The organism is Streptomyces ferrugineus, from assembly GCF_015160855.1.
In the GTDB taxonomy this organism is placed as follows: Bacteria; Actinomycetota; Actinomycetes; order Streptomycetales; family Streptomycetaceae; genus Streptomyces; species Streptomyces ferrugineus.
Window position 1 is genome coordinate 6,081,527 of the sequence record NZ_CP063373.1, and the last position, 24,982, is coordinate 6,106,508.

The 24,982-nt window shown below is 71.7% G+C and carries 17 protein-coding genes; 11 read left to right on the forward strand and 6 right to left on the reverse strand.

Annotated features, from left to right (window positions below; translation table 11 throughout):
- The first annotated feature begins 110 nt into the window (after positions 1-110).
- From IM697_RS27425 to IM697_RS27450, 6 genes are all read left to right on the forward strand, one after another.
- Positions 111-689, forward strand: a complete 579-nt coding sequence (locus tag IM697_RS27425) for a redoxin domain-containing protein (protein WP_194038782.1) — start codon at positions 111-113, stop codon at positions 687-689.
- 6 nt (positions 690-695) lie between these two features.
- Positions 696-1,535, forward strand: coding sequence for a cytochrome c biogenesis CcdA family protein (locus tag IM697_RS27430; protein WP_194038783.1), 840 nt, complete (start codon positions 696-698; stop codon positions 1,533-1,535).
- A 170-nt stretch (positions 1,536-1,705) separates the two neighbouring features.
- Positions 1,706-4,456, forward strand: a complete 2,751-nt coding sequence (locus IM697_RS27435) for a SpoIIE family protein phosphatase (protein WP_407699552.1) — start codon at positions 1,706-1,708, stop codon at positions 4,454-4,456.
- A gap of 121 nt (positions 4,457-4,577) precedes the next feature.
- A complete protein-coding gene (locus tag IM697_RS27440; protein ID WP_228044190.1) occupies positions 4,578-6,116 on the forward strand; it encodes a sugar ABC transporter ATP-binding protein in 1,539 nt (512 codons plus the stop codon).
- A complete protein-coding gene (locus IM697_RS27445; protein WP_194038786.1) occupies positions 6,113-7,216 on the forward strand; it encodes an ABC transporter permease in 1,104 nt (367 codons plus the stop codon). Before IM697_RS27440 ends, IM697_RS27445 begins: the two co-directional genes overlap by 4 nt.
- A 22-nt stretch (positions 7,217-7,238) precedes the next feature.
- On the forward strand, positions 7,239-8,381 hold the full coding sequence (locus tag IM697_RS27450; protein WP_228044191.1) for a substrate-binding domain-containing protein: 1,143 nt from the start codon (positions 7,239-7,241) through the stop codon (positions 8,379-8,381).
- 59 nt (positions 8,382-8,440) lie between these two features.
- Here IM697_RS27450 and IM697_RS27455 read toward each other — a convergent pair whose 3' ends face one another.
- Both IM697_RS27455 and IM697_RS27460 read right to left on the reverse strand, forming a co-directional pair.
- Positions 8,441-12,355, reverse strand: a complete 3,915-nt coding sequence (locus IM697_RS27455; RefSeq protein WP_194038787.1) for a glycoside hydrolase family 2 TIM barrel-domain containing protein — start codon at positions 12,353-12,355, stop codon at positions 8,441-8,443.
- Between the two features lie 90 nt (positions 12,356-12,445).
- Positions 12,446-14,362: an ABC transporter ATP-binding protein gene (locus IM697_RS27460; RefSeq protein WP_194049889.1), complete on the reverse strand. Its 1,917-nt coding sequence runs from the start codon at positions 14,360-14,362 to the stop codon at positions 12,446-12,448.
- Positions 14,363-14,521: 159 nt separating this feature from the next.
- Here IM697_RS27460 and IM697_RS27465 point away from each other — a divergent pair, with 159 nt between their 5' ends.
- The 3 genes from IM697_RS27465 (at position 14,522) to IM697_RS27475 (ending at position 17,755) form a co-directional block, all read left to right on the forward strand.
- Positions 14,522-15,487: a lysylphosphatidylglycerol synthase transmembrane domain-containing protein gene (locus tag IM697_RS27465; RefSeq protein WP_194038788.1), complete on the forward strand. Its 966-nt coding sequence runs from the start codon at positions 14,522-14,524 to the stop codon at positions 15,485-15,487.
- Between the two features lie 74 nt (positions 15,488-15,561).
- Positions 15,562-16,326 carry a crotonase/enoyl-CoA hydratase family protein gene (locus tag IM697_RS27470; RefSeq protein ID WP_194038789.1) on the forward strand — a complete coding sequence of 255 codons (765 nt, stop codon included), beginning with the start codon at positions 15,562-15,564 and terminating at the stop codon, positions 16,324-16,326.
- 334 nt (positions 16,327-16,660) lie between these two features.
- Entirely contained in the window at positions 16,661-17,755 is a 1,095-nt protein-coding gene (locus IM697_RS27475; RefSeq protein ID WP_194038790.1) for a mechanosensitive ion channel family protein, read from the forward strand.
- A gap of 15 nt (positions 17,756-17,770) precedes the next feature.
- Here the strand turns inward: IM697_RS27475 and IM697_RS27480 are convergent, their stop codons facing one another.
- On the reverse strand, positions 17,771-19,330 hold the full coding sequence (locus IM697_RS27480; RefSeq protein WP_194038791.1) for a M1 family metallopeptidase: 1,560 nt from the start codon (positions 19,328-19,330) through the stop codon (positions 17,771-17,773).
- 232 nt (positions 19,331-19,562) lie between these two features.
- Here IM697_RS27480 and IM697_RS27485 point away from each other — a divergent pair, with 232 nt between their 5' ends.
- Entirely contained in the window at positions 19,563-21,782 is a 2,220-nt protein-coding gene (locus IM697_RS27485) for an NADP-dependent isocitrate dehydrogenase (protein ID WP_194038792.1), read from the forward strand.
- Positions 21,783-21,875: 93 nt separating this feature from the next.
- Here the strand turns inward: IM697_RS27485 and IM697_RS27490 are convergent, their stop codons facing one another.
- A complete protein-coding gene (locus IM697_RS27490) occupies positions 21,876-23,012 on the reverse strand; it encodes a DNA glycosylase AlkZ-like family protein (protein ID WP_194038793.1) in 1,137 nt (378 codons plus the stop codon).
- A gap of 6 nt (positions 23,013-23,018) precedes the next feature.
- Here IM697_RS27490 and IM697_RS27495 point away from each other — a divergent pair, with 6 nt between their 5' ends.
- Positions 23,019-23,858 carry an N-formylglutamate amidohydrolase gene (locus IM697_RS27495; protein WP_194049890.1) on the forward strand — a complete coding sequence of 280 codons (840 nt, stop codon included), beginning with the start codon at positions 23,019-23,021 and terminating at the stop codon, positions 23,856-23,858.
- A gap of 9 nt (positions 23,859-23,867) precedes the next feature.
- On the opposite strand, the gene IM697_RS27500 is transcribed toward IM697_RS27495, so the two are convergent.
- On the reverse strand, positions 23,868-24,356 hold the full coding sequence (locus IM697_RS27500; RefSeq protein WP_407699553.1) for a hypothetical protein: 489 nt from the start codon (positions 24,354-24,356) through the stop codon (positions 23,868-23,870).
- Complete coding sequence (locus tag IM697_RS27505) at positions 24,353-24,928, reverse strand: RNA polymerase sigma factor (RefSeq protein ID WP_194038794.1); 576 nt, start codon at positions 24,926-24,928, stop codon at positions 24,353-24,355. Before IM697_RS27505 ends, IM697_RS27500 begins: the two co-directional genes overlap by 4 nt.
- Between the last annotated feature and the right edge of the window lie 54 nt (positions 24,929-24,982).

A 24,982-nucleotide genomic window follows, 5' to 3' on the forward strand; every position in this document is an offset into this window, starting at 1 on the left:
GGTGGGTCCCGCGAGCGGACGTCACCGAACCGTAAGCACCCCGGCCGACCCCGACTCCGCCCGGCCCCGCTTACAGTTCAGCCGACCCCGACGACGAGGAGCTGTCCTCCATGCACGCCCGCCTGCTGTTCACGGCTGTCGTAGCCACCACCGCGCTCACCCTGTCCGGCTGCGGCACCCAGGACGACACGTCCTCCGGCGCCGCCGCGGCCACGGACAGTTCCTCCGCCTCCGACTCCTCGACGGCGGCACAGGACGGGGACGGATCCGGAGCAGCGGCGGTCCCCGAGGCGCTCCGGTTCACCGGCACCACCGTGGACGGCAAGCCCTTCGACGCGGCCACACTGGCGGGTAAGCCCACCGTCCTGTGGTTCTGGGCTCCGTGGTGCCCCACCTGCAAGGCCCAGGGCCCCGAAACCGCCAGGGTCGCCGACCGGTTCGAGGGCAAGGCGCATGTGATCGGGGTGGCCGGGCTCGACAAGCCCCAGGCCATGAAGGACTTCGTCACCGACACCAAGGTGGGCGCCTTCCCGAACCTCTCCGACGAAGCCGGGGACATCTGGAAGAAGTTCGAGATCACCGAGCAGAGCGTCTACGTGATCCTCGACAAGGACGGCAAGACCGTGTTCACCGGCGGCCTCCCGGCCGGCAAGGGACTCGCCGACAAGCTCAGCCCGCTCGTCGGCTGAATCCTCATGTCCGATCTACCCCTCGCCCTCGCCCTGACCGCGGGCATGCTCGCCGCCGTCAACCCCTGCGGCTTCGCCCTCCTGCCCGCCTACCTCTCCCTCCTCGTCCTCGGCGACGACACACCGACCCGCGCGACCGCCGCCACCCGGGCCCTGGTGGCGACCACCGCGATGACCGCCGGATTCGCCGCCGTGTTCGCCCTGTTCGGCCTCGCCATCACCCCCGTCGCCGGGCAGGTGCAACAGCACCTGCCCTGGTTCACCATCGGCTTCGGGTTCCTTCTGGCCCTCGCCGGCGGCTGGATCCTGGCCGGCCGCGACCTGCCCAGCCTGCTGCCGAGACTGCGCCGTGCCCCGACCGTCACCCGCTCCCTGCCGTCCATGGCCCTGTTCGGCGCCGCCTACGCGATCGCCTCCCTCGGCTGCACCATCGCCCCGTTTCTCGCCATCGTCGTCTCGGCCTTCCGCAGCGGATCCACCCTGGAGGGCATCGCCCTGTTCACGGCGTACGCGGCCGGGATGGGCCTGATCGTCGGCACCGCGGCCCTCTCCGTCGCCCTCACCCGCACCGCCCGCGTCGGCCGGCTGCGCCGACTCGGCTCCGTCGCCTCCCGCATCGGCGGCGGACTGCTGCTCCTGGTCGGCGCGTATGTCGCCTACTACGGCTGGTACGAGATCCGCGTCCAGCGCGCGCCGGCCACCCAGGATCCGGTCATCGACACGGCCGGCGCGATTCAGCGCTCCCTCGCCGACGCCCTGGACGCGACCGGCCCCGCCGTCCTCGCCGTCCTCCTCGCCGCCCTGCTGATCGGGGCCGTGGCAGTCCGCCGCCGACGCTCCCGGTAAGCGGATTCACGGTGCGGCGCACCTCCACCCCGATCACGGTGCGTAACGAATCTTGCAAACCGTGACTCACGTACCCAATGCCCGTATTCTCATCAGTGCCAGATTTATCCGATTAGCGCATTGTCGAGAATGCGAGTGAGCGAAGCGTGGTTGGGTCCGGCGGCGAATCGATGCTGACGGGGAGTGCGGCAGGCGGCGCGGGACCCGTCCGCTTTCGTGAGCGGTTCTTGCAGGGTGAGCCGGTCGAGACGGGTGTGCGGTCCTCGATCCTGGACTCCTGGCGGCGCTCTCGGGACCTGGGCCTGTCGCCGGACCAGTCCGACCTTCCGTTCCGGGCGGACTTCGAGCCGGACGGCCCGATCGTCCGTGCCGCCGCGCCGGTGCTCGACCGGTTGCGGTCGAGGTTCGACGGCAGCGAGATGAACATCTCCGTCGCCGATGCGAACGGAACGGTTCTCCTGCGCCGTTTCGGCAAGGAGTCGCTGGTCAGGAGTCTCCCCGCGTTCCAGAGCGTCCCGGGGTTCGTGTTCGCCGAGCGTGTCGCCGGCACCAACGGCATCGGGCTCGCCCTGGCGGAGCGGCAGCTCATCCGGGTCTACGGTGCCGAGCACTTCGCCGAGCGCTCCCAGCGCAGCGCCTGCCGCGCGCTTCCCCTGCGCGACCTGCTCAGCGGGCGTATCGAGGGTGTCCTGTGCTTCGGCTACCCGCGCGACGTCGAGGACCCGTCCCTGGAAACCGTGATACGCAGAGCGGCAGCCGTCATCGAACGGCGCCTGCTGCGGCAGAGTTCCGCCCGTGAGCGCGCGCTGCTGCGGGCCTACCTGGACGCCGGGGCCGCAGCCGCGGCAGACCGGCGCCGCCTGGTCGGAGTGGACGAACTGGCCGCCGAGCTGCACCCGGGGCAGCGGGCGGTCCTCCTGGAGAAGGCGGCCGAGCTGATCTCACGCGCCCAGCGGGGCGCCGTCGACGTGCCCCTGTCCGGTGACCGGCGGATCACGCTCGTGAGCCATGCGATGACCGGCGCCGGCGGAGTGGAGGGCTTCGCCGTCGAGGCCGTGCTCTGCGACCACCCACCGGGCGCGACCCCCGCCATCCCGCACCAGGTCCACGAACCGCTGGACCTCTCCCCCGCGCCCACCGGCGCCCCCGTCGCCCTGCTCTCCTCGGCCGCCCCCGCCGACACGACGGACGACCACCACGACTCCCCGTCCACCGCGCGCGGGCTCGTACTGGTCGGAGAGCCACAGGTAGGGGCGTACGCCCTGGCCGCGCGGCGCCGTCTTGAGCTGCTGTCCGAGGCCGGTACCCGCATCGGCACCACCCTGGACGTCCGCCGCACCGCCCGGGAACTCGCCGAGATCGCGGTGCCGCGGCTGGCCGACTTCGTCACCGTCGATCTGCCCGAGCCCGTACTGCGGGGCGAGGAGTCCACCGATCCCCTCCATGACCTGCACCGCACGGTGGTCCACGGCATCCACGACGACCATCCCTTCCACCCGGTCGGCAAGCGGGTCGAGTACGGGCCGGCCACGCCGCAGCTCCGTTGCCTGACGAGCGGGCGGGCCGTGCTGGAACCGGACCTGAGGGCCGCCTCGGGCCCGCTCGCCCCGGACGCCGACCATTCCGCGCGGCCGCTGAGCCGGGTCCACTCCCTGATCGCCGTGCCCCTGGTCGCGCGCGGCGTCGTGCTGGGCGTCGCCAGCTTCCACCGCGCCGAGGATCCCGCTCCCTTCGAGGACGACGACCGCTCACTGGCCCAGGAGCTCGCCACCCGGGCCGCACTCTCGATCGACAACGCACGGCGCTACACACGCGAACGGACCATGTCCCTGGCCCTGCAGCACAACCTGCTCCCCCAGTGCCTGCCCGACCAGGACGCCGTCGACGTCGCCCATCGCTACCTGCCCGCCGAATCGGACGTCGGCGGCGACTGGTACGACGTCATCCCCCTGTCGGGCACCCGCGTCGGCCTCTTCGTCGGTGACGTCGTCGGCCACGGCATGCTCTCCGCCGCCACCATGGGCCGGCTGCGGACCGCCGCCCGAAGCTTCGCCGAGCTCGACTTCCCTCCGGACGAGGTCCTCACCCACCTCGACAACCTCGTGGCACGACTGGACCGGGAGGACCCCGCCTCCGACGGCGCCGGCATCATCGGCGCGACCTGTCTGTACGCCGTCTACGACCCGACCTCGCAGCAGTGCACCATGGCCCGGGCCGGCCATCCCCCACCCGCGCTGGTCACCCCCGACGGCACGGTGTCGTTCCCGGACCTGCCCGCCGGGCCGCCGCTCGGCCTCGGGGGCCTGCCCTTCGAGGCCGCCGAGATCGCCCTCCCCGAGGACAGCCGACTGGTCCTCTACACCGACGGGCTGATCGAGGACCGGAACCGAGACGTCGACGAGGTCCTCGACCGGCTGCGCGGTGCCCTGGCCCACCCGGGGCGCACACCGGAGGAGACCTGCCAGGCGGTCCTGGACACCGTCGCGCCCGCCGGACCCTACGACGACATCGCCCTGCTGGTCGCCCGGACCCACGCCCTCGACCCGCACCGGATCGCCACCTGGGAACTGCCCGCCGACCCGGCCCGGGTCAGCGACATCCGTGCCGCGGCCATGCGGCAGCTCACCGACTGGGGACTCGACGAGGCCGCGTTCGCCACGGAACTGATGCTCAGCGAGCTGGTCACCAACGCCATCCGGCACGGCACCGGCCCCATCCAGGTACGGCTGCTGCACGACCGCACCCTGGTCTGCGAGGTCTCCGACACCAGCGACACGGCGCCCCATATGCGCCGGGCGGCCATCACCGACGAGGGCGGCCGCGGCCTCTTCCTGGTCGCGCAGCTCTCACAGAGCTGGGGGACGCGCTACACCCCGCAGGGCAAGGTCATCTGGGCCGAATGCGAGCTCCACGGCGGGTGAGACGGCCGCTGACCCGTTGGGGGCATAAGGTATCAATCTGATCGATACATCTACATAACCGTCGTTAGTATCGCTCGTGACAGTCGGGAAGAACCCGCCAGGCCGATCACCGGGGATCGCCGTGCAACCTCTGGTCCGTGTCCGTGGGCTCGCCAAGCGGTTCGGGGGGACCGTCGCGCTGGCCGGGGTCGATCTCGACGTCCACGCCGGCAGCGTCCTCGCCCTCCTCGGTCCCAACGGAGCCGGAAAGTCCACGCTCATCAAGGTGCTGGCCGGCGTCCACCACGCCGACGCGGGGCAGATCACGGTGGGCGGGCACCCGCTCGGGAGCCACGGCGCCTCCCGCGCCATGTCCTTCATCCACCAGGACCTCGGTCTGGTGGAGTGGATGACGGTCGCCGAGAACATCGCCCTCGGCACCGGGTATCCGCGCCGCGCCGGACTGATCTCCTGGCGGCGGACCCGGGAGCACTGCACCGAGGCCCTGCGGAGCGTCGCCGGACAGCTCGACCCCGACGCGCCGATCGCCGGGCTCGCTCCGGCCGAGCGCTCACTGGTCGCCATCGCACGGGCCCTGTCGGCACGGGCCGGGCTCATCGTCCTCGACGAGCCGACGGCACGCCTGCCCGCCGCGGACTGCGCCCGGCTCTTCGGCGCCTTGCACGCCCTGCGCGACCGAGGGCACGGCATCCTCTACGTCACCCACCGCCTGGACGAGGTGTACGAGGTCGCCGACACCTTCGCCGTGCTGCGCGACGGCCACCTGGTCAGCCACGGCCCGCTGACCGGCCACAGCCCGGCACGCCTCGTGCGCGACATCACCGGCGAGGAGCCGACCTCCCCCAGACTCCGTCCGGGGGGACCCCCATCTCGCTTCGCTCGCCGCCGCGCCTTGGCCCCCGTCACCGGACCGGCCGTCCTGGCCCTCGACGGCGTACGGACCGCGGGCGCCGGGCCGGTCGACCTCGAACTCGGGGCCGGGGAGGTCGTGGGACTGGTCGGCCTCACGGGCGCGGGACACGCGGAGCTGGGCCGAGCCGTCGCGGGTGCCCGGCCGCTCCGAGCCGGGCGCGCCCTCCTCGGCGGCCGCCCCTACCGCCCTCGTGCGATCGCCGACGCGGTCGCGCACGGCGTCGCCCTCGTACCCGGCGACCGGCAACTGGAGGGCTGTCTGGCCGAGTTGACGGTACGGGAGAACCTCCTGGCCAACCCGGGCGCGGGCGGCCCGCCGACGCCGCGCTGGATCGGTCCGCGACGCGAACGCCGCCAGGCCGCCGCCCTGATCGACCGTTTCTCGGTGCGCCCCCGGGACGGCGAGGCCCCCATCGCCACCCTGTCCGGCGGCAACCAGCAGAAGGTCATGATCGGGCGATGGCTCCGCGTGGGCCTGCGGCTGCTGGTCCTCGAGGAGCCGACGGCCAGCGTGGACATCGGCGCCAAGGCCGCGATCCACCGGCTGCTGGACGAGGCGCTGGCCGCCGGTCTCGCGGTGCTCCTGGTCTCCACCGACTTCGAGGAGGTCGCGGACGTCTGCCGGCGTGCCCTGGTCTTCGTCCGCGGGTCGGTGGCGGCGGAGTTGAGCGGCCCGTCCCTCACGGTCGCCGGGCTCACCCGAGCGGCCTCGACGCTGCCTCCCGCCGAAACAGCGACCGACCGGTGACCGCCTCGACCCGGCCACGGCCTCGACGACCGGGCGGGCCGACCCGGCTCGCCCGGCTGCGCGACTCGGGCGGACATCTCGTCGGCGCCTACGGCCTCCTGGCCCTGACCGCCCTGCTCTTCCTGGTCTTCTCCCTCACCCTGCCGCGTACGTTTCCCACCCTGGACACCGTCGACTCGATCCTGTCCACCCAGTCGATCCCGGCGGTGCTCGCGCTCGCCGCCATGGTCCCCATCGTGACCGGCGCCTTCGACCTCTCCATCGGCTACGGCCTCGGCCTGGCGCACGTCATGGTGCTGCGACTCGTCGTCCATGACGGGTGGCCCTGGCCGCTCGCCTGTCTCGCGGTGATCGTCGGCGGGTGTGTCGTCGGCGTCCTCAACGGCGTCATCGTCGAGTTCGGCCGGATCGACTCGTTCATCGCCACGCTCGGGACCGGCAGCATGATGTACGCCGTCACCGGCTGGATCACCGACGGCGGCCGGATCGTCCCCGGCCCGCAGGGCCTTCCGCCCGCCTTCACCGACCTCTACAACTCCACGTTCCTCGGCCTCCCGGTCCCCGCCTTCTACGTGCTCGCCGTCGCCGCCGCCCTGTGGCTGGTGCTGGAGCGGCTGCCGCTCGGCCGGTACCTGTACGTCGTCGGTTCGAACCCGCGCGCCGCCGACCTCCTCGGCATCCCGGTGCGGAAGTACACCGTGTACGCCTTCGCCACGTCGGGGCTGCTCGTCGGCTTCGCCGGAGTGCTGCTCGCGGCCCAGCAGCAGATCGGCAACCCGAGCGTCGGCCTCGACTACCTGCTGCCCGCCTTCGTCGGCGCGCTCCTCGGCTCCACCGCGATCAAGCCCGGCCGCCCCAACGCCCCGGGCACCCTCGTCGCCGTCGCCGTCCTCGCCGTCGGCCTCACCGGCATCGGCCAGATGGGCGCCGAATTCTGGACGGTCCCGTTGTTCCACGGCGGCACCCTGCTCCTCGCCGTCGGCCTCGCCGGCTACGCCTCGCGCCGCCGGCTGCGCACCGGCGCCACCGCGGCCCGCGACTCGCCCGGCGCGACAGCACAGCCGCCGACGCCCCCGCCGCAGGAGGGCGGCACCCCCTGACCCACAGCCGCGAGGAGTTCCCGTGCACCGCCATCGCAAGGCCAGATCCGCCGCCGCCGTCCTGCTGGCCGTGGCCACCGCCGTCGTCGGCTGTGAGCGCGGCTCGTCCAGCGGGCAGCGGGACTCCCCCTCCGGCCCGAGCGGCTGTCCCGCCGCCCACGCCGAGGCGCGGGCCGCCGTCAGCCGGGCGGAGCGGTCCGATGTGCCCTGGAACGGACCGACCAGCGGCCCCGGGGCCGTATCCGGCAAGAGCATCGTGTATGTCGCGCAGACCATGACCAACCCCGGGGTCGCGGGCGCCGCCGCGGGCGTGCGGGCCGCCGCGCGGGTCATCGGCTGGAACGTCCGGGTGATCGACGGCGGTGGCACCCCGGCGGGCATCCAGGCGGCCATGAGCGAGGCCGTCGCCCTCAGGCCGGCGGGCATCGTCATCGGCGGCTTCGACCCCAACTCGACCTCGCGGCAGGTGGCGCGGGCGAACGCGGCCCGCATCCCGCTCATCGGCTGGCACGCGGTCGCCTCGCCGGGCCCCAGCCGGCGCCCCGCGCTCTTCACCAACGTCACCACCGACGTCGAGGAGGTGGCCCGGATCAGCGCGCAGTGGGTGATCTCCGAGTCCGACGGCGACGCCGGCGTCGTGATCTTCACGGATGCCTCGATCCCCTTCGCCAGGAACAAGTCCGAGCTGATCAGGGACGAACTCGCCACCTGCGCGGGCGTGGAGCTGCTGGCGTACGAGAACATCCCGATCCCGGACGCGAGCAGCCGTACGCCCCGTGAGGTCGCCTCGCTCCTCTCCCGCTTCCAGAACCGGTGGACCCATTCCGTCGCCATCAACGACCTGTACTTCGCCGATGCCGCACCGGCCTTCCGCGCGGCCGGCCGGGACGGTTCCGGCCCGCCTCTCAACATCGGCGCCGGAGACGGCGATCCCTCCGCCTTCCAGCGCATCAACAGCGAGCAGTACCAGGCGGCCACCGTGCCCGAACCGCTGTCCCTGCAGGGCTGGCAGATCGTCGACGAGTTCAACCGCGCCTTCTCCGGGCGGCCCGCGAGCGGCTATGTGGCGCCGGTCCACATCAGCACGGCCGACAACAGCGAGGGCGCGACGACATGGAACCCGGTGGGCTACCAGGAGGCGTACCGGAAGATCTGGGGCAGGTGAGGGGCGGGTGCACGCGGCGGGGTCCCGGCAGCGCGCCGGGACCCCGTTCGCGTTCGGCGTCACTCGGCCGCCGTGGGCCTCCGTGACGCCGTCATCGCCTCGTCCAGGTCGGTCAGCGGGCGCAGCCGGTAGGTGTAGGAGTAGTCGCGGTTCGCGAACAGCTTGTACTCGTCGTGCGTGTGGGCGCCCCAGCTGTTGTCGCCGCCCACGCCCATCTGCCGGTGGCTGAGCCGCAGGACGACCTCGTCGCGCGGCGTCAGCTGGTAGTCGTGGCGCGCGCCCACCGACAGGTCCTCCGGCGTGAAGTGCGAGGCGCTGACCTCGAGGAGCGGTTCGCCGGAGACCAGCAGCCCGGCGCCGTGGCCGCCGGTCAGCGCCACCCAGCGGACGTCGGTCTTGTTGCCGTTCTCCTGCGGGCGGATGTAGGGCTCCCACTGGCCGGAGACGGTCCCGGACCAGCGGCCCACGTCGGTGCCGTTGTTGCGGTCCCAGTGGTTCTCCTCGGGGCCGCGACCGTAGTAGTGCAGACGGTTCAGACGACCGGGCAGGAACAGCAGGGTGCCGACCTCGGGGAGGTACGGCAGGGAGGCCGCGCCCGGGTGCAGGGTGTTGTCGACCTTGATCTCGCCGTTGCCGAAGACCGTGTAGGTGGTGGTGTACGACGACTCCGTGGTGGTCGGCAGGGTGCCGCTGACCTTGATCTCGACGGCCCTGTCCCGCAGCGCGCGGACGGCGACGCCGGTCACCTCGCGCCGGCTGCCGGCGTCACGCCAGGTCTGGTTGCGGGTGTGCTGGCCGTTGCCCTTGTCGTTGTCGGTGGGCGCCCGCCAGAAGTTCGGGGCGGGGCCGGAGGAGATCAGCTGGGCGCCGCGAGCCTTGTAGGAGGTGATGACGCCCGTCTTCTTGTCCACGGTGACGGCGAAGCCGCGGCCGGAGACGGAGACCGCGCCGTCGGTGTCCTCGTAGGTCACGGCCGGAACGCGGTCCAGCGGGACCGGAGTCACCGCCGGGCTGCCCGCGTCGACGGGGAGTTGCTGCTTGGCGACCTCGAAGCCGGCCCGGGCCCACTTCGTCGTCTCCTTCGTGGTGAAGGACAGCTCCAGGAAGTACTCCGTGCCCGGCGCCGGCCTGTCCGGCACCCTGAAGGGCACGGTGATCTTCCTGCTGGACAGCGGGGCGACATCGAGCTGTGTGCGGCTCAGCCGTCCGCGCTGCACCACCTCGCCGTCGGCGACGAGCGCCCAACGCCCGTCGAACTCACGGAGGTTGGTGAACAGGTTCTCGTTGGTGAGCAGCACCGCCGCGCCGGGGGCGAGCCGGTCGCCGGCGGCCGGTGCGGCGTTGATCGCCTGGTAGATCCGCTTGATCTCGGCGGCCTTGCCGGTGTGCCGGCGGTCGGCGGTGACGATGCCGTCGGCGACGAAGTTGAAGTCGTTGGGGTTGTCGCCCCAGTCGCCGCCGTACGCGAAGAAGGTCTTCTGCCTCGGCCGCTTCTCGGTGAGGGCGACCGTCGCCGCGTCGAACCAGAACCGCACCCCGTCGTCATCGGGGCCGCGGCCGTCCGAGGCCAGTTCGCCGGCGCTCAGGGCACGGGCGTACACGCGTGCTCGCCGGATGGTGCCGCTGAACTCCCGGCTGGGGTTGTCCATGTCGGTGGCGAGCGCGAGGGAGGCGGTGTTGCGGGCGGGCTTCTGGGTGGTGGTGCGGGTGGCCCTGGCCTCGCCGTCGACGTAGAGGGTGAGCCTGCCCGCGTCCGCGTCGAAGACGCCGGCGACATGGTGCTCGGTGCCGGTCCAGTTGTCGGGCAGCGCCCAGCTCGCGGTGATCCACTGTCCGCCGCCGTGGATGAAGAACTCGAGCTTGTCGTCGGTCTGCTTCAGGGCGTACTGGGTGTCGCCCTTGGCGATGATCGGCTGGTGGTAGCCGAGGTGGTGCGGGGTGATCCACGCCTCCAGCGTCAGGGAGCCGGTGAGGTCGAGGCTCGCGTCGCGGGCGAAGACCGTGCCGCCGAAGACGCCCTTGGCGCGGTCGAAGGTGCCGCTGGGGGCCATGATCTCGCCGCGCAGGCCGGCCGGCCCGGCGTCCGTGAACTGCTTGCGGGTCGGGGTGGGCCAGCTCAGGGCCTGGTCCATGAAGTCCCAGACCCAGCCGCCCTGGAGGACGTCGTAGCGGCGCACGAGGTCCCAGTACTTCTTGAAGTTGCCGTTGGAGTTCCCCATCGCGTGGGAGTACTCGATCATGACGTACGGCCGGGTGTCGGCGGTGTCCTTGGCCCGGGACTCGACGCGCGAGGGGCTGTCGTACATCTCCGAGCGGATGTCGCTGATCGCCGGCCGGTCGTCGCCCTCGTACTGGATGACGCGCGTGGTGTCGTACGACTTGATCCAGTCGTGCATCGCGACGAACGTGCTGCCGCCGCCCGCCTCGTTGCCGAGCGACCAGATGACGACCGAGGCGTGGTTCTTGTCGCGGTGGACCATGTTCTGCGCGCGGGAGACGCAGGCCTCGGTCCAGTCCGCGTGGTTGCCCGGGTACTCGCCGCGGATGCCATGGGTCTCGAGGTTGGTCTCGTCGACGAGGTACAGGCCGTACTCGTCGGCGAGTTCGAGCCACTGCGGGTTGTTGGGGTAGTGCGAGGTGCGGACGCTGTTCATGTTCATCCGCTTGATGATCTCGATGTCCTCGATCATGTCCGCGCGGGTGAGGGCGATACCGCGTTCGGGGTGCATCTCGTGCCGGTTGGTGCCGCGGAAGGAGACGGGCTTGCCGTTGATGCGCATCTGGCCGTCCTTGAGCGCGAACTCGCGCAGGCCGACGCGGTGGGACAGGGTCTCGATCACTCTTCCGGCGGGGTCGCGCAGCCGGAGGACGGCCGTGTAGAGGTACGGGTGTTCGGCCGACCAGAGCTTGGGCGCGGGGACGGCCCGGTCGGCCCGTACGGTCACGTCCTCGCCGACGGCGCCCACGTCGACGCGCTGGTGCAGGGGGCGGGACCAGACCGGGTGTCCGTGCGCGTCGTACAGCTGCGTCTCGACCGTGTACCGTCCGCCGTCGCCACCGCCGTAGGCGCGCACGCTCGCCGTGACCGACAGGGCGGCCGCCTGACAGCCGTCGCTCAGCGGGGTGTCCAGCTTGAAGTCGCGCAGGTGCACGGCCGGGGTGGAGTACAGGTAGACCGAGCGGAAGATGCCGCTCAGCCGGATCATGTCCTGGTCCTCCAGCCAGTCGCCGTCGGAGTAGCGGTAGACCTCGACGGCGATCTGGTTGGTGCCGGGCTTGAGGTGCTCGGTGATGTCGTACTCGGCGGGGGTGAAGGAGTCCTCCTTGTAGCCCACCAACTCGCCGTTGATCCACACGTAGTGGGCGGACTTGACGCCCTCGAAGTGCAGGAAGGTCCGCCGGCCCTTCCAGTCCCGCGGGACCGTGAAGGTCCTTCTGTACTGGCCGACCGGGTTGTAGCGGGTGGGGGCGTTCGGCGGCTGGGGTTCCTCGCCGAGGCCGTTGGGGCCCCACCACGGGTAGGTGATGTTGACGTAGATCGGGAAGTCGTAGCCGTGCAGCTGCCAGGCGGAGGGGACCGGGATGGTGTCCCAGTCCCGGTCGTCGACATCCGTGCGGTAGAAGTCGGTGTCGCGGTCGTCGGGGCGGTCGGCGTAGGCGAACTTCCATCTGCCGTCGAGGCTCAGGCGGTACGGCGAGCGGGTGCGGTCGGCCTCCAGGGCCTGTCTGACGTTCGCGTACGGCATCAGCGTGGTGTGGGGTGGCTCGGCGCCCACCTGGAAGAGGTTGATCCTGCCGTTCCACTCCGGGGATTCGGCCGCGGCCCCGTCGGCCGCGCGTGCCACGGCCGCCGACGAGCCGGACAGGGCGAGCGCGCCGAGGACGGCTGCTCCGCCCTCCAGGAGGCGACGGCGGCTGACGGGCGCGCCCTGGGGACGGGACGGGCCGGCGGGAAACAGGGGGGTGTCCGGCATGACCATGGCCTTCCTCGCAACGGCGGTACGTTGCACGGCTTGAGGGAGCGTCAGATCTTGTGCGGTGCTGTTGGTAAACCGAACGGAACCCTAGGATGCCAACCCATGTGAAGCAATGACGCTGTCGGTCTTTGTTTGTTCCTGAGGGGCGAGTTGGCCCTCGAACTGCGTCCGGTGCAGCTCGGCGTAGCGTCCCCCGGCCGCCAGCAACTCCTCGTGGGTGCCGCGTTCGACGATCCGGCCGGCCTCGACCACCAGGATCTGGTCGGCCGCCCGCACGGTGGACAGCCGGTGGGCGATCACGACCGCGGTCCTGCCCTGAAGCGCCTCGGCGAGCGCCTCCTGCACCGCCGCCTCCGAGGTGTTGTCGAGGTGGGCGGTGGCCTCGTCGAGGATGACGACGCGCTGGCGGGCCAGCAGCAGCCGGGCGATGGTCATCCGCTGGCGTTCACCGCCGGAGAGCCGGTAGCCGCGCTCGCCGACCACCGTGTCGAGGCCGTCGGGCAGGGACCGTACGAGAGCGTCGAGGCGGGAGCGGCGCAGGGCGTCCCAGAGTTCGGTGTCGGTGGCCAAGGGGCGGGCCAGCAGCAGGTTGGCGCGGACGGTGTCGTGGAAGAGGTGCCCGTCCTGGGTGACCATGCCGAGGGTGGAGCGCAGGGACTCGGCGCTCAGGTCGCGGACGTCCAGGCCGCCCACGCGTACGGCGCCCTCGTCGACGTCGTAGAGACGCGGCAGCAGTTGGGCGATGGTCGACTTGCCGGCGCCGGACGAGCCGACCAGGGCGACGGTCTGCCCGGGTTCCGCGCGGAAGGAGATGCCGTGCAGCACCTCGGTGCCGCCGCGGGTGTCGAGGGACGCCACCTCCTCCAGGGAGGCGAGGGAGACCTTGTCGGCGGACGGGTAGCCGAAGCGGACGTTCTCGAACTCCACCGGCACCGGGCCCTCGGGGACCTCCTTCGCGTCCGGCCGCTCCTCGATCAGCGGCTCGAGGTCGAGCACCTCGAAGACCCGCTCGAAGCTGACCAGGGCGCTCATGACCTCGACACGGGCGCCGGCGAGTGCGGTGAGCGGGGCGTACATGCGGGTCAGCAGCAGCGCCAGGGAGACGACGGCGCCCGGCTCCAGGGTGCCGCGCAGGGCGAAGAAGCCGCCGAGGCCGTAGACCAGGGCGAGGGCCAGGGCGGAGACCAGGGTGAGCGCGGTGATGAACACCGACTGGGCGGTGGCGGTCCGTACGCCGATCTGTGCGACCCGCCCGGCCCGGGCCGCGAACTCCTGCGACTCCTCCCGCGGGCGCCCGAAGAGCTTGACCAGCGTGGCGCCGGGGGCCGAGAAGCGCTCGGTCATACGGGTGCCCATCGAGGCGTTGAGCGCGGCCGCCTCGCGCTGCATCCGCGCCATGCGGTGGCCCATGCGCCGCGCCGGGATCACGAACACCGGGAGCAGGACGAGGGCGAGCAGGGTGATCTGCCAGGACAGGGTGAGCATGACGGCGAGGGTGAGCAGCAGGGTGACGAGGTTGCTGACCACTCCGGACAGGGTGTTGCTGAAGGCGCGTTGTGCGCCGATGACGTCGTTGTTGAGACGGGAGACGAGCGCTCCCGTACGAGTACGTGTGAAGAACGCGACCGGCATGCGCTGCACATGATCGAACACAGCCGTCCGCAGATCGAGGATGAGTCCCTCGCCGAGGGTCGCCGACAGGCGCCTGGCGAGGATCCCGAGGACCGCCTCGGCGACCGCGATCAGGGCGATCAGCAGGGCGAGGCGGACGACGGTGCCCTCGTCGCCGCCCGTCACGATCGCGTCGACGACGCTTCCGGCGAGCACGGGGGTCGCGACGGCGAGCAGCGCGGTCATCACCCCGAGCACGACGAAGAGCGCGATCCGGCGGCGGTGCGGGCGGGCGAACGCGCTGATGCGGCGCAGCGTGGCGCGGGCGAACGGGCGGCGCTTCTGCTCGGCGTTCATGACGCTGTGCAGCTGGGTCCAGGCTGTGGTCTCCATGCTCATGGGAAGGAACGTAGAACCTCAAGCAACATTGAGGTCAATCCCTGCCCTGTCGGCGGCTTCGCGAAGGCCGACGGCCGTCCGCAGCCGGTCCGTCATGCGCCGTCCGCGCTGTCGCAACCCGCCGTTGGCGCGGCGCGGAGAACCTCTCCGAGTGTGACAGCGGTACGACTCCTCCCGGGACGCCTGCTCCGGCGGCTCCCGCTCCGCCAGATACTCGTCCTGCTCCCGCTCGTCCTCGTGGTCGTGATCGCGGTGCGGCACCGGGCCGTGCTCATTGAGGGCATCGGGCATCTGGCGACGGCCAAGTGGCCCTGGCTGCTCGCCGCGGCCGGCGCCACCTGCCTGACGTGGGTGGCGGCCGCGGTGACCCGGCAGGGCGCGGTGGTCGACCGGCTGCCCAGACTGCGGCTGCTCGTCACGCAGTTCGCGGCGGGCTCGGCCAACCACCTGCTGCCCACCGGGCTGGGCGCGAGCGCCGTCAACCTGCGCTTCATGACGGTGTGCGGGCTGCCGCTCGCCCGCTCCTCGGCCGCGCTGGCCCTGTATCTGCTGGCGGAGAGCATCGCCCGGGTCGGTCTGCTGGCCGCGCTGCTCATCGCCTTCCCGCACGCGCTGCGGCTCGGGCCCCTGCTCCCGGAGGGGTCATGGGGCCCGCTGCTGCTGATCGCCGGCGCGGCGGCCGTCGTGGTCGTGGCCGTCTTCGCCGTCGTACGGCGGCTGCGCACCGCCGTGACGTCGTTCCTGCGCACCGCGCTGGGCGAGGCGCGCTCGGTGCACGCCCGCCCCTCCCGGGCGCTGGCGCTGTGGGGCGGCTCGCTGGCCTTCCCGGTGCTCCAGGCGTCGGGGCTGGTGCTGGTCGGGCTCGCCCTGGGCCTGGAGGTGCCGCCGGCCCACATGGCGCTCGCGTATCTGGCGGCGACCGTCGCCGTCGCGGTGGTGCCCACGCCGGGCGGACTCGGCTCGGTGGAGGCGGCGCTGATCGTGGCTCTGGTGGCGGCGGGCGGCCCGGTGGCGGTGACGACGGCGGTGGTGCTGGCGTACCGGATCATCACGGTGTGGCTGCCGCTGCTGCCGGGGGCGTTGACGCTGGGGGCGCTGGTGCGGTGGAAGGTCATCTGACCGGGCGGTTCCGGTGGAAGCTCATGTGACCGGCCAGTAACGTACGGGGTCCGCCCACGGAAGGGGACCCCGCCATGCCGGTCCGAGTCGAGCGCCAGGGTCACGTCACCACCGTCGTCCTCTCCCGCCCCGAGGTCCGCAACGCGGTCGACGGCCCGACCGCCGCCGAACTGGTCGCCGCCTTCCGGGAGTTCGAGGCCGATGACGAGGCGCGGGTGGCGGTGCTGTGGGGTGCGGGCGGCACGTTCTGCGCGGGCGCCGATCTCAAGGCGCTCGACGGCGAGCGGGACAACCGGGTCGCCGAGGAGGGCGACGGTCCGATGGGGCCGACGCGGCTGCGGCTGTCGAAGCCGGTGATCGCGGCGGTCGCCGGGCACGCCGTGGCCGGTGGCCTGGAGCTGGCGCTGTGGTGCGATCTGCGGGTGGCCGAGGAGGACGCCGTCTTCGGCGTGTTCTGCCGCCGCTGGGGCGTACCGCTGATCGACGGCGGCACGGTACGGCTGCCCCGGCTGATCGGCACGAGTCGCGCGCTGGACATGATCCTGACCGGACGCCCGGTGCCCGCGGCCGAGGCCCATGACATGGGGCTCGCCAACCGTGTCGTGCCGACCGGGCGGGCCCGCGCCGAGGCGGAGGAGCTGGCCGCGGCGATCGCACGGTTCCCGCAGGCGTGCCTGCGCGCCGACCGCGCCTCCGTGCTCGAGCAGGACGGGCTGGACGAGCCGGCCGCGATGCGGGGTGAGTTGCGTCACGGCATGGGTGTGCTGGCGGAGAGTCTGGAGGGCGCGGCCCGCTTCGCCTCGGGTGCGGGGCGGCACGGGTCGTTCACGGACCTGTGACGGGGCCCGGCCGCCGGAGCGCGCGCGGACGTGCGCGGCCCTTGTGCGTCGCTCACGCATCAAGCGAGCCCCGGAGTGCGGTCGTTCGGGCCTCGAAGGCGGCGCGGGTCCGAGGGAGAATGCCCGAAAGCGACTGATGAGGCCGTCCGGCCGACGATCCTGGAACGAACACGTGTGCCAGATACGGCAGGATGAGCCTTCGCGCCGGTCTCGGGGGATGGGGTGGCCGGTGCGACGGCACATCGCGGAATCGAGCAGGTGACAACGTGACGAGACTTCACATCGGGCCGTCGGCGAAGGGATTCGCCGCAGCGCTCCGCCCCGGAGGTGACCGGTGAACCGGACGCTCACCATGGACGACCTGGTCATCCCCGGAATCTGGCTGGCAGCCGGCCTGCTCGCGGCCTTCCTGCTGCGGATGCTGCTGCGCTGGCTGGGCAAGCACGCCGACCGCACCCGCTGGAGTGGCGACGACCTCATCGTGGACGTGCTGCGGACGGTGGTGCCGTGGGCGGCCTTCCTCGGCGGCGCGGCCTCCGCGGGCGCGGCGCTGCCGCTGACCAGGACGGTCCAGCACAACGTCAACCAGGTCCTGACCGTGGTGCTCATCTTCGTGGTGACGCTGACGGCGGCCCGCGGGATCGCCGGGCTGATGCGGACGGTCACCCAGTCCCGCCCCGGCGTCGCGGGCTCCGCCACGATCTTCGTCAACATCACCCGGATCCTGATCCTGGCCATCGGCTTCCTGGTGGTGCTGCAGACGCTGGGCATCTCCATAGCGCCCCTGCTCACCGCCCTGGGCGTCGGCGGTCTCGCGGTCGCGCTCGCCCTTCAGGACACGCTCGCCAACCTGTTCGCGGGCATCCACATCCTCGCCTCCAAGACCGTCCAGCCCGGCGACTACATCAAGCTGGCCAGCGGCGAGGAGGGCTATGTCGAGGACATCAACTGGCGCCAGACGACCGTGCGCGCACTGTCCAACAACCTGATCGTGATCCCCAACGGGGAGCTCGCGAAGACGAACATGACCAACTTCATGCGTCCCGAGCAGGAGTTGACGATCCTGGTCCAGGTCGGCGTGGCCTACGACAGCGATCTGGACCATGTCGAGCGGGTGACGAACGAGGTCATCGGCGAGGTCATGACCGAGGTCGAGGGCGCCGTCCAGGACCACGAGCCGATCATCCGCTTCCACACCTTCGGCGACTCCCGGATCGGCTTCACCGTCATCCTGGGCGTCGGCGAGTTCAGCGACCAGTACCGGATCAAGCACGAGTTCATCAAGCGTCTGCACCGGCGCTACCGCAAGGAGGGCATCAGCATCCCGGCGCCCACGCGCACGGTGGCGATCCAGCAGGGGACGGTCGCGATCCCGCAGCAGCGCATCCCCGAGGAGGCGGACGGAATGGCCCCCGTCCGCCTCGACTGACGTACCCGGATACCCCTAGAGGGTGGCCGAGTTGTCGTGGTGGCCGCCCTTGCGGCGGTGCGGCGCGGCGAGGGACGGGTCCACCGGGGTGACCGTCCAGTCCGGGTGCCCCGGCATCCGCGGCGTCTTCGTGCCGTACAGCCAGTCCCGCAGGAATCCGGACAGATCCTGACCGGTGACCTCCGAGGCGACGGTGATGTAGTCCCGCGTCGACGCCGAGGAGTCGCGGTGCCGGGCGAGGAAGGCCCGCTCGAGGGCGTTGAAGGCCACCTCGCCGACGAGGTTGCGCAGCGCGTACAGGACCAGGACACCGCCCAGGTAGCGCTGGGACTCGAACAGGTTCTCCGCGTTCGGCGCCGCGACCGGCCCCCAGTCGTGGCGCCACTGGTCGCCGCGCGCGTAGGTGTCCTTCATACGGGCCTCCAGGGTGGTCAGGCCCATGGAGTCGGCCCAGCCGCGCTCATAGCGGTAGAGCAGCCCGTAGAAGTCGGCGTGGCCCTCGTTCAGCCACAGGTCGGCCCAGGTGGCGGGGCTGACGCTGTTGCCGAAGTAGGAGTGGACCAGCTCGTGCATCATGTGCGAACCGATCTTCTTCTCCTCCTGGAGCAGGAAGTTCGGCTTGTACAGGGTGAGGGTCTGGGTCTCCAGACCGGTGAAGTCGAAGGCCTCCGGGTCGTCGGAGTTGCAGGGCAGCAGTCCGTACGTCTCGAAGGGGTACGCCCCGAGCCTCGCCTCCAGCCATGCCACGATGCCCGGCGTCAGCGCGAGCGCCGGTTCCAGCGCCTCGGCCCGGGCGGTCGGGACGATGTCCCGCAGCGGGAGCCCGTGCGGGCCCTGCCGCTCTCTGACCACGTAGTCGCCGACCGTGATCTGCACCAGCTCGGTGGCGATGGGCTCGCGCGAGCGGTACGTGTACGCCGTACGGCCGCCGTCCAGGTTCTCGGTGCGCACCAGCAGGCCGCTCGCCACGCCCCGCAGGCCGCCGGGGACGGTCAGGCGGAAGGTGAAGTCGGCCTTGTCGGAGGGGTGGTCGTTGCAGGGGAAGACGGTGTGCGCCGAGTTCGGCTGGGGGCACACCGCGAAGCCGTCCGGCGTGTCGACCCAGGCGGTGTGCGCCAGGGCACGGCGCGGGTCCGCCGAGTACTCCACGCGGACCGTGACCCAGGACTTCGCCGGGAGGGTGCGGGCGGGCGTGACGCGCAGCTTCTCGTCGACCTGCTCGTGGGCCGCCCTCCGGCCGCCGACCCGGACGGAACGGATGTCGAGGCCGAGACAGTCGAGGGAGAGCCGGCTCAGGGCCTGGGTGGTGCGGATCCGCAGGGTCGCGGTGGCGTCGACCAGGTGGGTGGTGGCGTCGTAGGAGAAGTCGAGGTGGTAGGCGGCGACGCGGTAGCCGTCGTTGCCGAGGGCCGGGTAGACGGGGTCGCCGAGGGTCTCGGGGCCCGGGGTGCCGGAGGTCCCGGCGGCCGACGTCCCCGTCGTCGGCGTGGCGTGGGCGGAGGGCGCGACGGTCAGGGCCGCCGCGGTGCCGATCAGGGCGGCCGCGGGGGCCGTCACTCTGCTGCGATATCTCATGGTCCGCTTTCGCTGGGGCGGCCGGGTGGTCAGGACCGGCCGCGGGATCGGTGATCTGCCTGCATGACTGTTGGAGCAGGCGATCAGGTTGCCCGGAGGAGGTACTTCCTCTTGCGTGGATCCCGGATGTCGGCACACATCCCCCACCTGTGTGCGGACCCCTGTCGAGTACGGGCCGATCACGAGATATCTTGATGTCGAGCAATGTTGCAGACGTGGAGCGGAGCACCCGGTGACTGACTCGACCATCATCTATACGCACACTGACGAGGCCCCGGCCCTGGCGACGTATTCCTTCCTGCCGGTGGTCCAGGCGTACGCCTCGCAGGCGGGTGTCGCCGTGGAGACGCGTGACATCTCGCTGGCCGGCCGCATCATCGCGGTGTTCCCGGAGTACCTCACCGAGGACCAGCGCATCCCGGACCACCTCGCCGAGCTGGGTGAGCTGGCCAAGACGCCCGCCGCCAACATCATCAAGCTGCCGAACATCTCGGCGTCGATCCCGCAGCTCAAGGCCGCCATCGCCGAGCTGCAGGCCCAGGGCTACGCGCTGCCGAACTACCCGGACGACCCCAAGACCGACGAGGAGCGGGACATCCAGGCCCGCTACGACAAGGTCAAGGGCTCCGCCGTGAACCCGGTCCTGCGTGAGGGCAACTCCGACCGGCGCGCCCCCGCCTCGGTCAAGAACTACGCCAAGACCCACCCGCACCGCATGGGCGCCTGGACCCCCGAGTCCAAGACGAACGTGGCGACCATGGGCGAGAACGACTTCCGCTCCACCGAGAAGTCCGTCGTGATCTCCGAGGCGGGCTCGCTGAAGATCGAGCACGTCGCCGAGGACGGCTCCACCACCGTCCTGCGCGAGTCCGTACCGGTCCTCGCCGGTGAGGTCGTCGACGCCTCCGTGATGCGCGTCGCCGCGCTGAACGAGTTCCTCAAGGCTCAGGTCGCCCGTGCCAAGGCGGAGGGCGTGCTGTTCTCCGTGCACCTGAAGGCCACGATGATGAAGGTCTCCGACCCGATCGTCTTCGGCCACGTGGTGCGCGCCTTCTTCCCGAAGACCTTCGCCCAGTACGGCGCCGCCCTCGCCGCCGCCGGTCTGTCCCCGAACGACGGTCTCGGCGGCATCCTCAAGGGCCTGGACGCGCTGCCGAACGGCGCCGAGATCAAGGCGTCCTTCGAGGCGGAGATCGCCGAGGGCCCGGAGCTGGCCATGGTCGACTCCGACAAGGGCATCACCAACCTGCACGTGCCGTCCGACGTGATCGTGGACGCCTCGATGCCGGCCATGATCCGCACCTCCGGCCACATGTGGGGCCCGGACGGCCAGGAGGCCGACACCCTCGCGGTGCTGCCGGACTCCTCCTACGCCGGCGTCTACCAGGCCGTGCTCGACGACTGCCGGGCGAACGGCGCCTACGACCCGTCGACCATGGGCTCGGTCCCGAACGTCGGCCTGATGGCGCAGAAGGCCGAGGAGTACGGCTCGCACGACAAGACCTTCGAGGTCAAGGCCGCCGGTACGGTCCGGCTGGTCGACCAGGCCGGCAACGTGCTCATCGAGCAGCCGGTCGCCGAGGGTGACATCTTCCGCGCCTGCCAGACCAAGGACGCGCCGATCAAGGACTGGGTGAAGCTGGCCGTCACCCGCGCCCGCGCCACCGGCGACCCGGCCGTGTTCTGGCTGGACGAGACCCGCGCCCACGACGCCAACCTGATCGCCAAGGTCAACGCCTACCTGCCGGAGCACGACACCGAGGGCCTGGACATCCGCATCCTCGCCCCGGTCGAGGCCACCAAGCTGTCGGTGGAGCGCATCCGCCGCGGCGAGAACACCATCTCGGTGACGGGCAACGTCCTGCGTGACTACCTCACCGACCTGTTCCCGATCCTGGAGCTGGGCACCAGCGCCAAGATGCTGTCGGTCGTCCCGCTGATGGCGGGCGGCGGCCTGTTCGAGACGGGCGCCGGCGGTTCCGCGCCGAAGCACGTCCAGCAGCTGGTCAAGGAGGACTACCTGCGCTGGGACTCCCTCGGTGAGTTCTTCGCGCTGGTGCCCTCCCTGGAGCAGTACGCGACCGCCACCGGCAACACCCGCGCCAAGGTCCTCGCGGACACCCTCGACCGCGCCACGGCGACCTTCCTCAACGAGGACAAGTCCCCGACCCGTCGCGTCGGCGGCATCGACAACCGCGGCAGCCACTTCTACCTGTCCCTGTACTGGGCGCAGGAGCTGGCCAAGCAGACCGACGACGCGGAGCTGGCGAAGGCCTTCGCCCCGCTCGCCGAGACGCTCGCGACGAACGAGCAGAAGATCGTCGACGAGCTGATCGCCGTCCAGGGCAAGCCGGCCGAGATCGGCGGCTACTACCAGCCCGACCCGGCCAAGGCCGCCGCGGTCATGCGTCCGTCGGCGACCTGGAACGAGGCGCTCGCGTCCCTGAGCTGACCCGGGCGCCCCTGACAGGGGCCGAGCGGTCCGACAGGTCCGCATGAGCAACCCGCCCCGGCCGTGCCTCGCCCGGCCGGGGCGGAGCCATGTTCACGGCTGCTTCGGCAGCACGAGCTCCAGCTCCAGCCAGCGCGCCAGGTCCTCGATCTCACGGCCGACCTCGGCGCTCACGGTCCGGTCGAACGGCTCGTCCTGGTGGATCGCGTCGACCCTGAGCTCCCCTTTCCCACGGTCGGCGGTGGCGTCGAGCTTGCCCACCAGCCGGTCGCCGTACAGGATCGGCAGCGCGAAGTAGCCCCAGCGGCGCTTGGCGGGCGGCTTGTACATCTCCAACTGGTAGTCGAAGCCGAAGAGGTCCGTGGTGCGTCTGCGGTCGTGGATCAGCCGGTCGAACGGCGACAGCAGGGCGGCCCGTCCGGTGAACGGCTGCCCCAACTGGGCCGGATCGACCCGCCACTTGCCCCGCACGCCCTCGACGACCGCCGGCTCACCGGCCTCCCCCACGTCCGCCGGCTCGACCTGGCACTCCGGGCCCCGGGCGCGCGCGATGCCCAGGGCGCGCAGCCGCCGCTCGTCCCGGATGCGCAGCGCCTCCTGCACGGGGACCGCGGGCGCGTCGGGGTAGACCCGCTCGGCCAGGTCCCACAGCCGGTCGCCACCGCTGCGCCCCGCCACGGCGACCTCGCCGCGCTGCACCATCAGCTCCAGCAGCTTGGTGACATTGCGGTTGTTGCTCCACCCACTGGACCGCCACGGAAGCTCGCAGGTGTCGGGCAGTTCACGGGAGGGCAGCGGCCCCGCGGCGGCGAGCCGGACGAGTATGTCCCGGCGGCAGGAGTCGTTGGCGGTCACCCACATGCCGTGGTACTCGCGCCAGGACGACGGCGTCCCCCGCTGCGGCCACTCGGCCATCTCGGCGCGGTACAGCGCGAGATCCTCACCGGGCCGGATCATCGCCCGCAGCTCCAGCAAGGTCCGGTCCGCCAGCGCGGCGGTCAGCTCGGCCGGCGCGTACCCCGCGGAGCCGAGCCTGCTCCAGGCCACGAGGTCGGCGTTGGGCGCGACGGCGGCGGTCGGGTCGACCTGGAGCAGGGTCAGCCGCCGTACGACCTCCAGCAGTCCGTCCGGCCGCCGGGCACCGTCCAGCAGTTGGGCGCGCACGGCGATGCGGCGGGCGTCGGTCCGGGAGAGCCGGTGGGTGGTCACCTGCTGGTTGCCGATGGTCATGTTGTGATGGTGCACCACGCCACTGACAACGCCCCGGGAGCAGCCGTGACGCCCTCTGCCGCGCCGTCGTTCGAACTGCTCCCCGGGGCGGCCCGGTCGCCGGTGATCCTGCATGTGCCGCACTCGGCCCGCGAGATACCGCCCGAGGTGCGCGCGGGCATCGTGCTGGACGACCGGGCGCTGGAGCGGGAGCTGGACCACATCGTCGACGCGCACACCGCGGAGCTGGCAGTCCGGGCGGCCGGGGAGTCGGAGGTCGTCCCGTGGCGGTTCGTGAACCGGCTGTCCCGGCTGGTCGTCGACCCGGAGCGGTTCCCGGACGAGCGGGAGGAGATGCTGGCCGTGGGCATGGGCGCCGTCTACACACGGACCACGCACCTCACGGAGCTGCGGCCCGCCGGCACCGACCCCGAACCCCTCGTCGAGCGGTACTTCCGGCCGTACGCGAAGGCCATGACCCGGGCCGTGGCCGACCGGCTGGCCGCCACCGGCCGGGCCGTGATCGTCGACGTGCACTCCTATCCGAGTGCCCGGCTCCCCTACGAGCTGCACGGCGAGGGCCCGCGGCCACCGGTCTGTCTGGGCACGGACCCCTTCCACACCCCGCCCGAGCTGCTCGCCGCGGCGCGGGAGGCGTTCGCGCCGTGCGGGGAGACGGGGCTGGACAGTCCGTTCAGCGGGACGTACGTCCCGCTGGAGTTCTACGGCCGTGAGCCGCGCGTCAGTGCCCTGATGATCGAGATCCGGCGGGATCTGTACATGACGGAGCCGGGCGGTCCGGCCGGTCCCGGACTCACCCGGCTCGCACGGTCGCTGACGGCACTGGTGAACGCCGCCTCCCGCTGACCCGGGGGCTCAGGCCCGCAGCCACTCGGTGACCACGACCTCCCCGCCGGTCCGCAGCCGCAGGGCGAACGGGCCGGTGGGCGGTGCGTCGCTGGTGAAGCGGCCCATGTCGTCGGCGTCGACCGACATGGCCGTCTGCGGTCCGCCGAGCACCTCGATCCGCGCCTGCTGCGGCGGCAGCACCTGCCCCATCAGACCCTGCGCGGTCACCTCCACGTCGACGGTCACCTCGCCCGCGCGGAAGGTCAGCATCCGCGGCACGTCCGTGGCCCCCCTGACCGGAATGGCGTCCACCACCGAGTCGAAGGTCAGCTCGGCGATGCGGGCGTCGAGGTCGTGCAGGGCGAACGCCTCGACGGCGAGCTGCCTGAGCTGGGGCGGCACGGGGTCGAGGATGGCCGCCGCCTGGCGCAGTTCCTCCTCCAGCAGTTCGACGTCGAACCCGTCGTCGTCGAAGGGTTCCTCGTCCGTCGCCTCGTCGTGCATGTCGTCGTTCACAGCGCTCCCCGTGCGTCGAGTCGGTCCCGGAGTCGGCGCAGACAGCGCTGGCGCAGCGGCCCGATGCTGCCCACGGCGATGCCCAGTGCGGCGGACACCTCCTGGTAGCTGGGCGGCGGCGAGGCCATCAGCACCCGCAGCAACTGGCGGCAGCGTTCGCCGAGTTCCTCGAACTCCTGCCACATCCAGCGAATGCGCTCCGACTCGGCGGCGGCCTCCTCGGAGTCCAGGACCGACTGCTCGGGCGTGCGGTCCTCGCTGACCCGGTCGAGCAGTTGCGGATCGTTCGTGACGGTCAGCCGCCTCAGGCTCTTGAGGACCTTCAGGCACTCGTGCCGTGCGGTGCTCGCGAGCCACGAACCGGCCTTCTCGGGTTCGCGGATGCGCCCGAGGTGCTGAGCGAAGCGGAACCAGACGGTCTGGTACACCTCGTGCGCGTCGGCGTCCCCCAGCCGGTGCGCGCGCACGACGGACCACACCAGCGGGCTCAGCCCTTCCACGAGCGCTTTCCAGGCCGCCGCGTCCCCGTCGACGGCGGACTGGACCAACGCACCGACATCTGCACGGTCCACAGTCCCACCCCTCGTGTACGGCAAGTCATCGTACGCCGCGGAGGGGATGGTTCC

Excerpts from the sequence above, each read along its gene's own strand:
- IM697_RS27425 (WP_194038782.1), top strand. The coding sequence starts at position 111 with ATGCACGCCCGCCTGCTGTTCACGGCTGTCGTAGCCACCACCGCGCTC.
- IM697_RS27495 (WP_194049890.1), top strand. The coding sequence starts at position 23,019 with ATGGTGCACCACGCCACTGACAACGCCCCGGGAGCAGCCGTGACGCCC.
- IM697_RS27480 (WP_194038791.1), bottom strand. The coding sequence starts at position 19,330 with ATGAGATATCGCAGCAGAGTGACGGCCCCCGCGGCCGCCCTGATCGGC.
- IM697_RS27455 (WP_194038787.1), bottom strand. The coding sequence starts at position 12,355 with ATGCCGGACACCCCCCTGTTTCCCGCCGGCCCGTCCCGTCCCCAGGGC.
- IM697_RS27435 (WP_407699552.1), top strand. The coding sequence starts at position 1,706 with ATGCTGACGGGGAGTGCGGCAGGCGGCGCGGGACCCGTCCGCTTTCGT.
- IM697_RS27470 (WP_194038789.1), top strand. The coding sequence starts at position 15,562 with ATGCCGGTCCGAGTCGAGCGCCAGGGTCACGTCACCACCGTCGTCCTC.
- IM697_RS27430 (WP_194038783.1), top strand. The coding sequence starts at position 696 with ATGTCCGATCTACCCCTCGCCCTCGCCCTGACCGCGGGCATGCTCGCC.
- IM697_RS27490 (WP_194038793.1), bottom strand. The coding sequence starts at position 23,012 with ATGACCATCGGCAACCAGCAGGTGACCACCCACCGGCTCTCCCGGACC.
- IM697_RS27460 (WP_194049889.1), bottom strand. The coding sequence starts at position 14,362 with ATGGAGACCACAGCCTGGACCCAGCTGCACAGCGTCATGAACGCCGAG.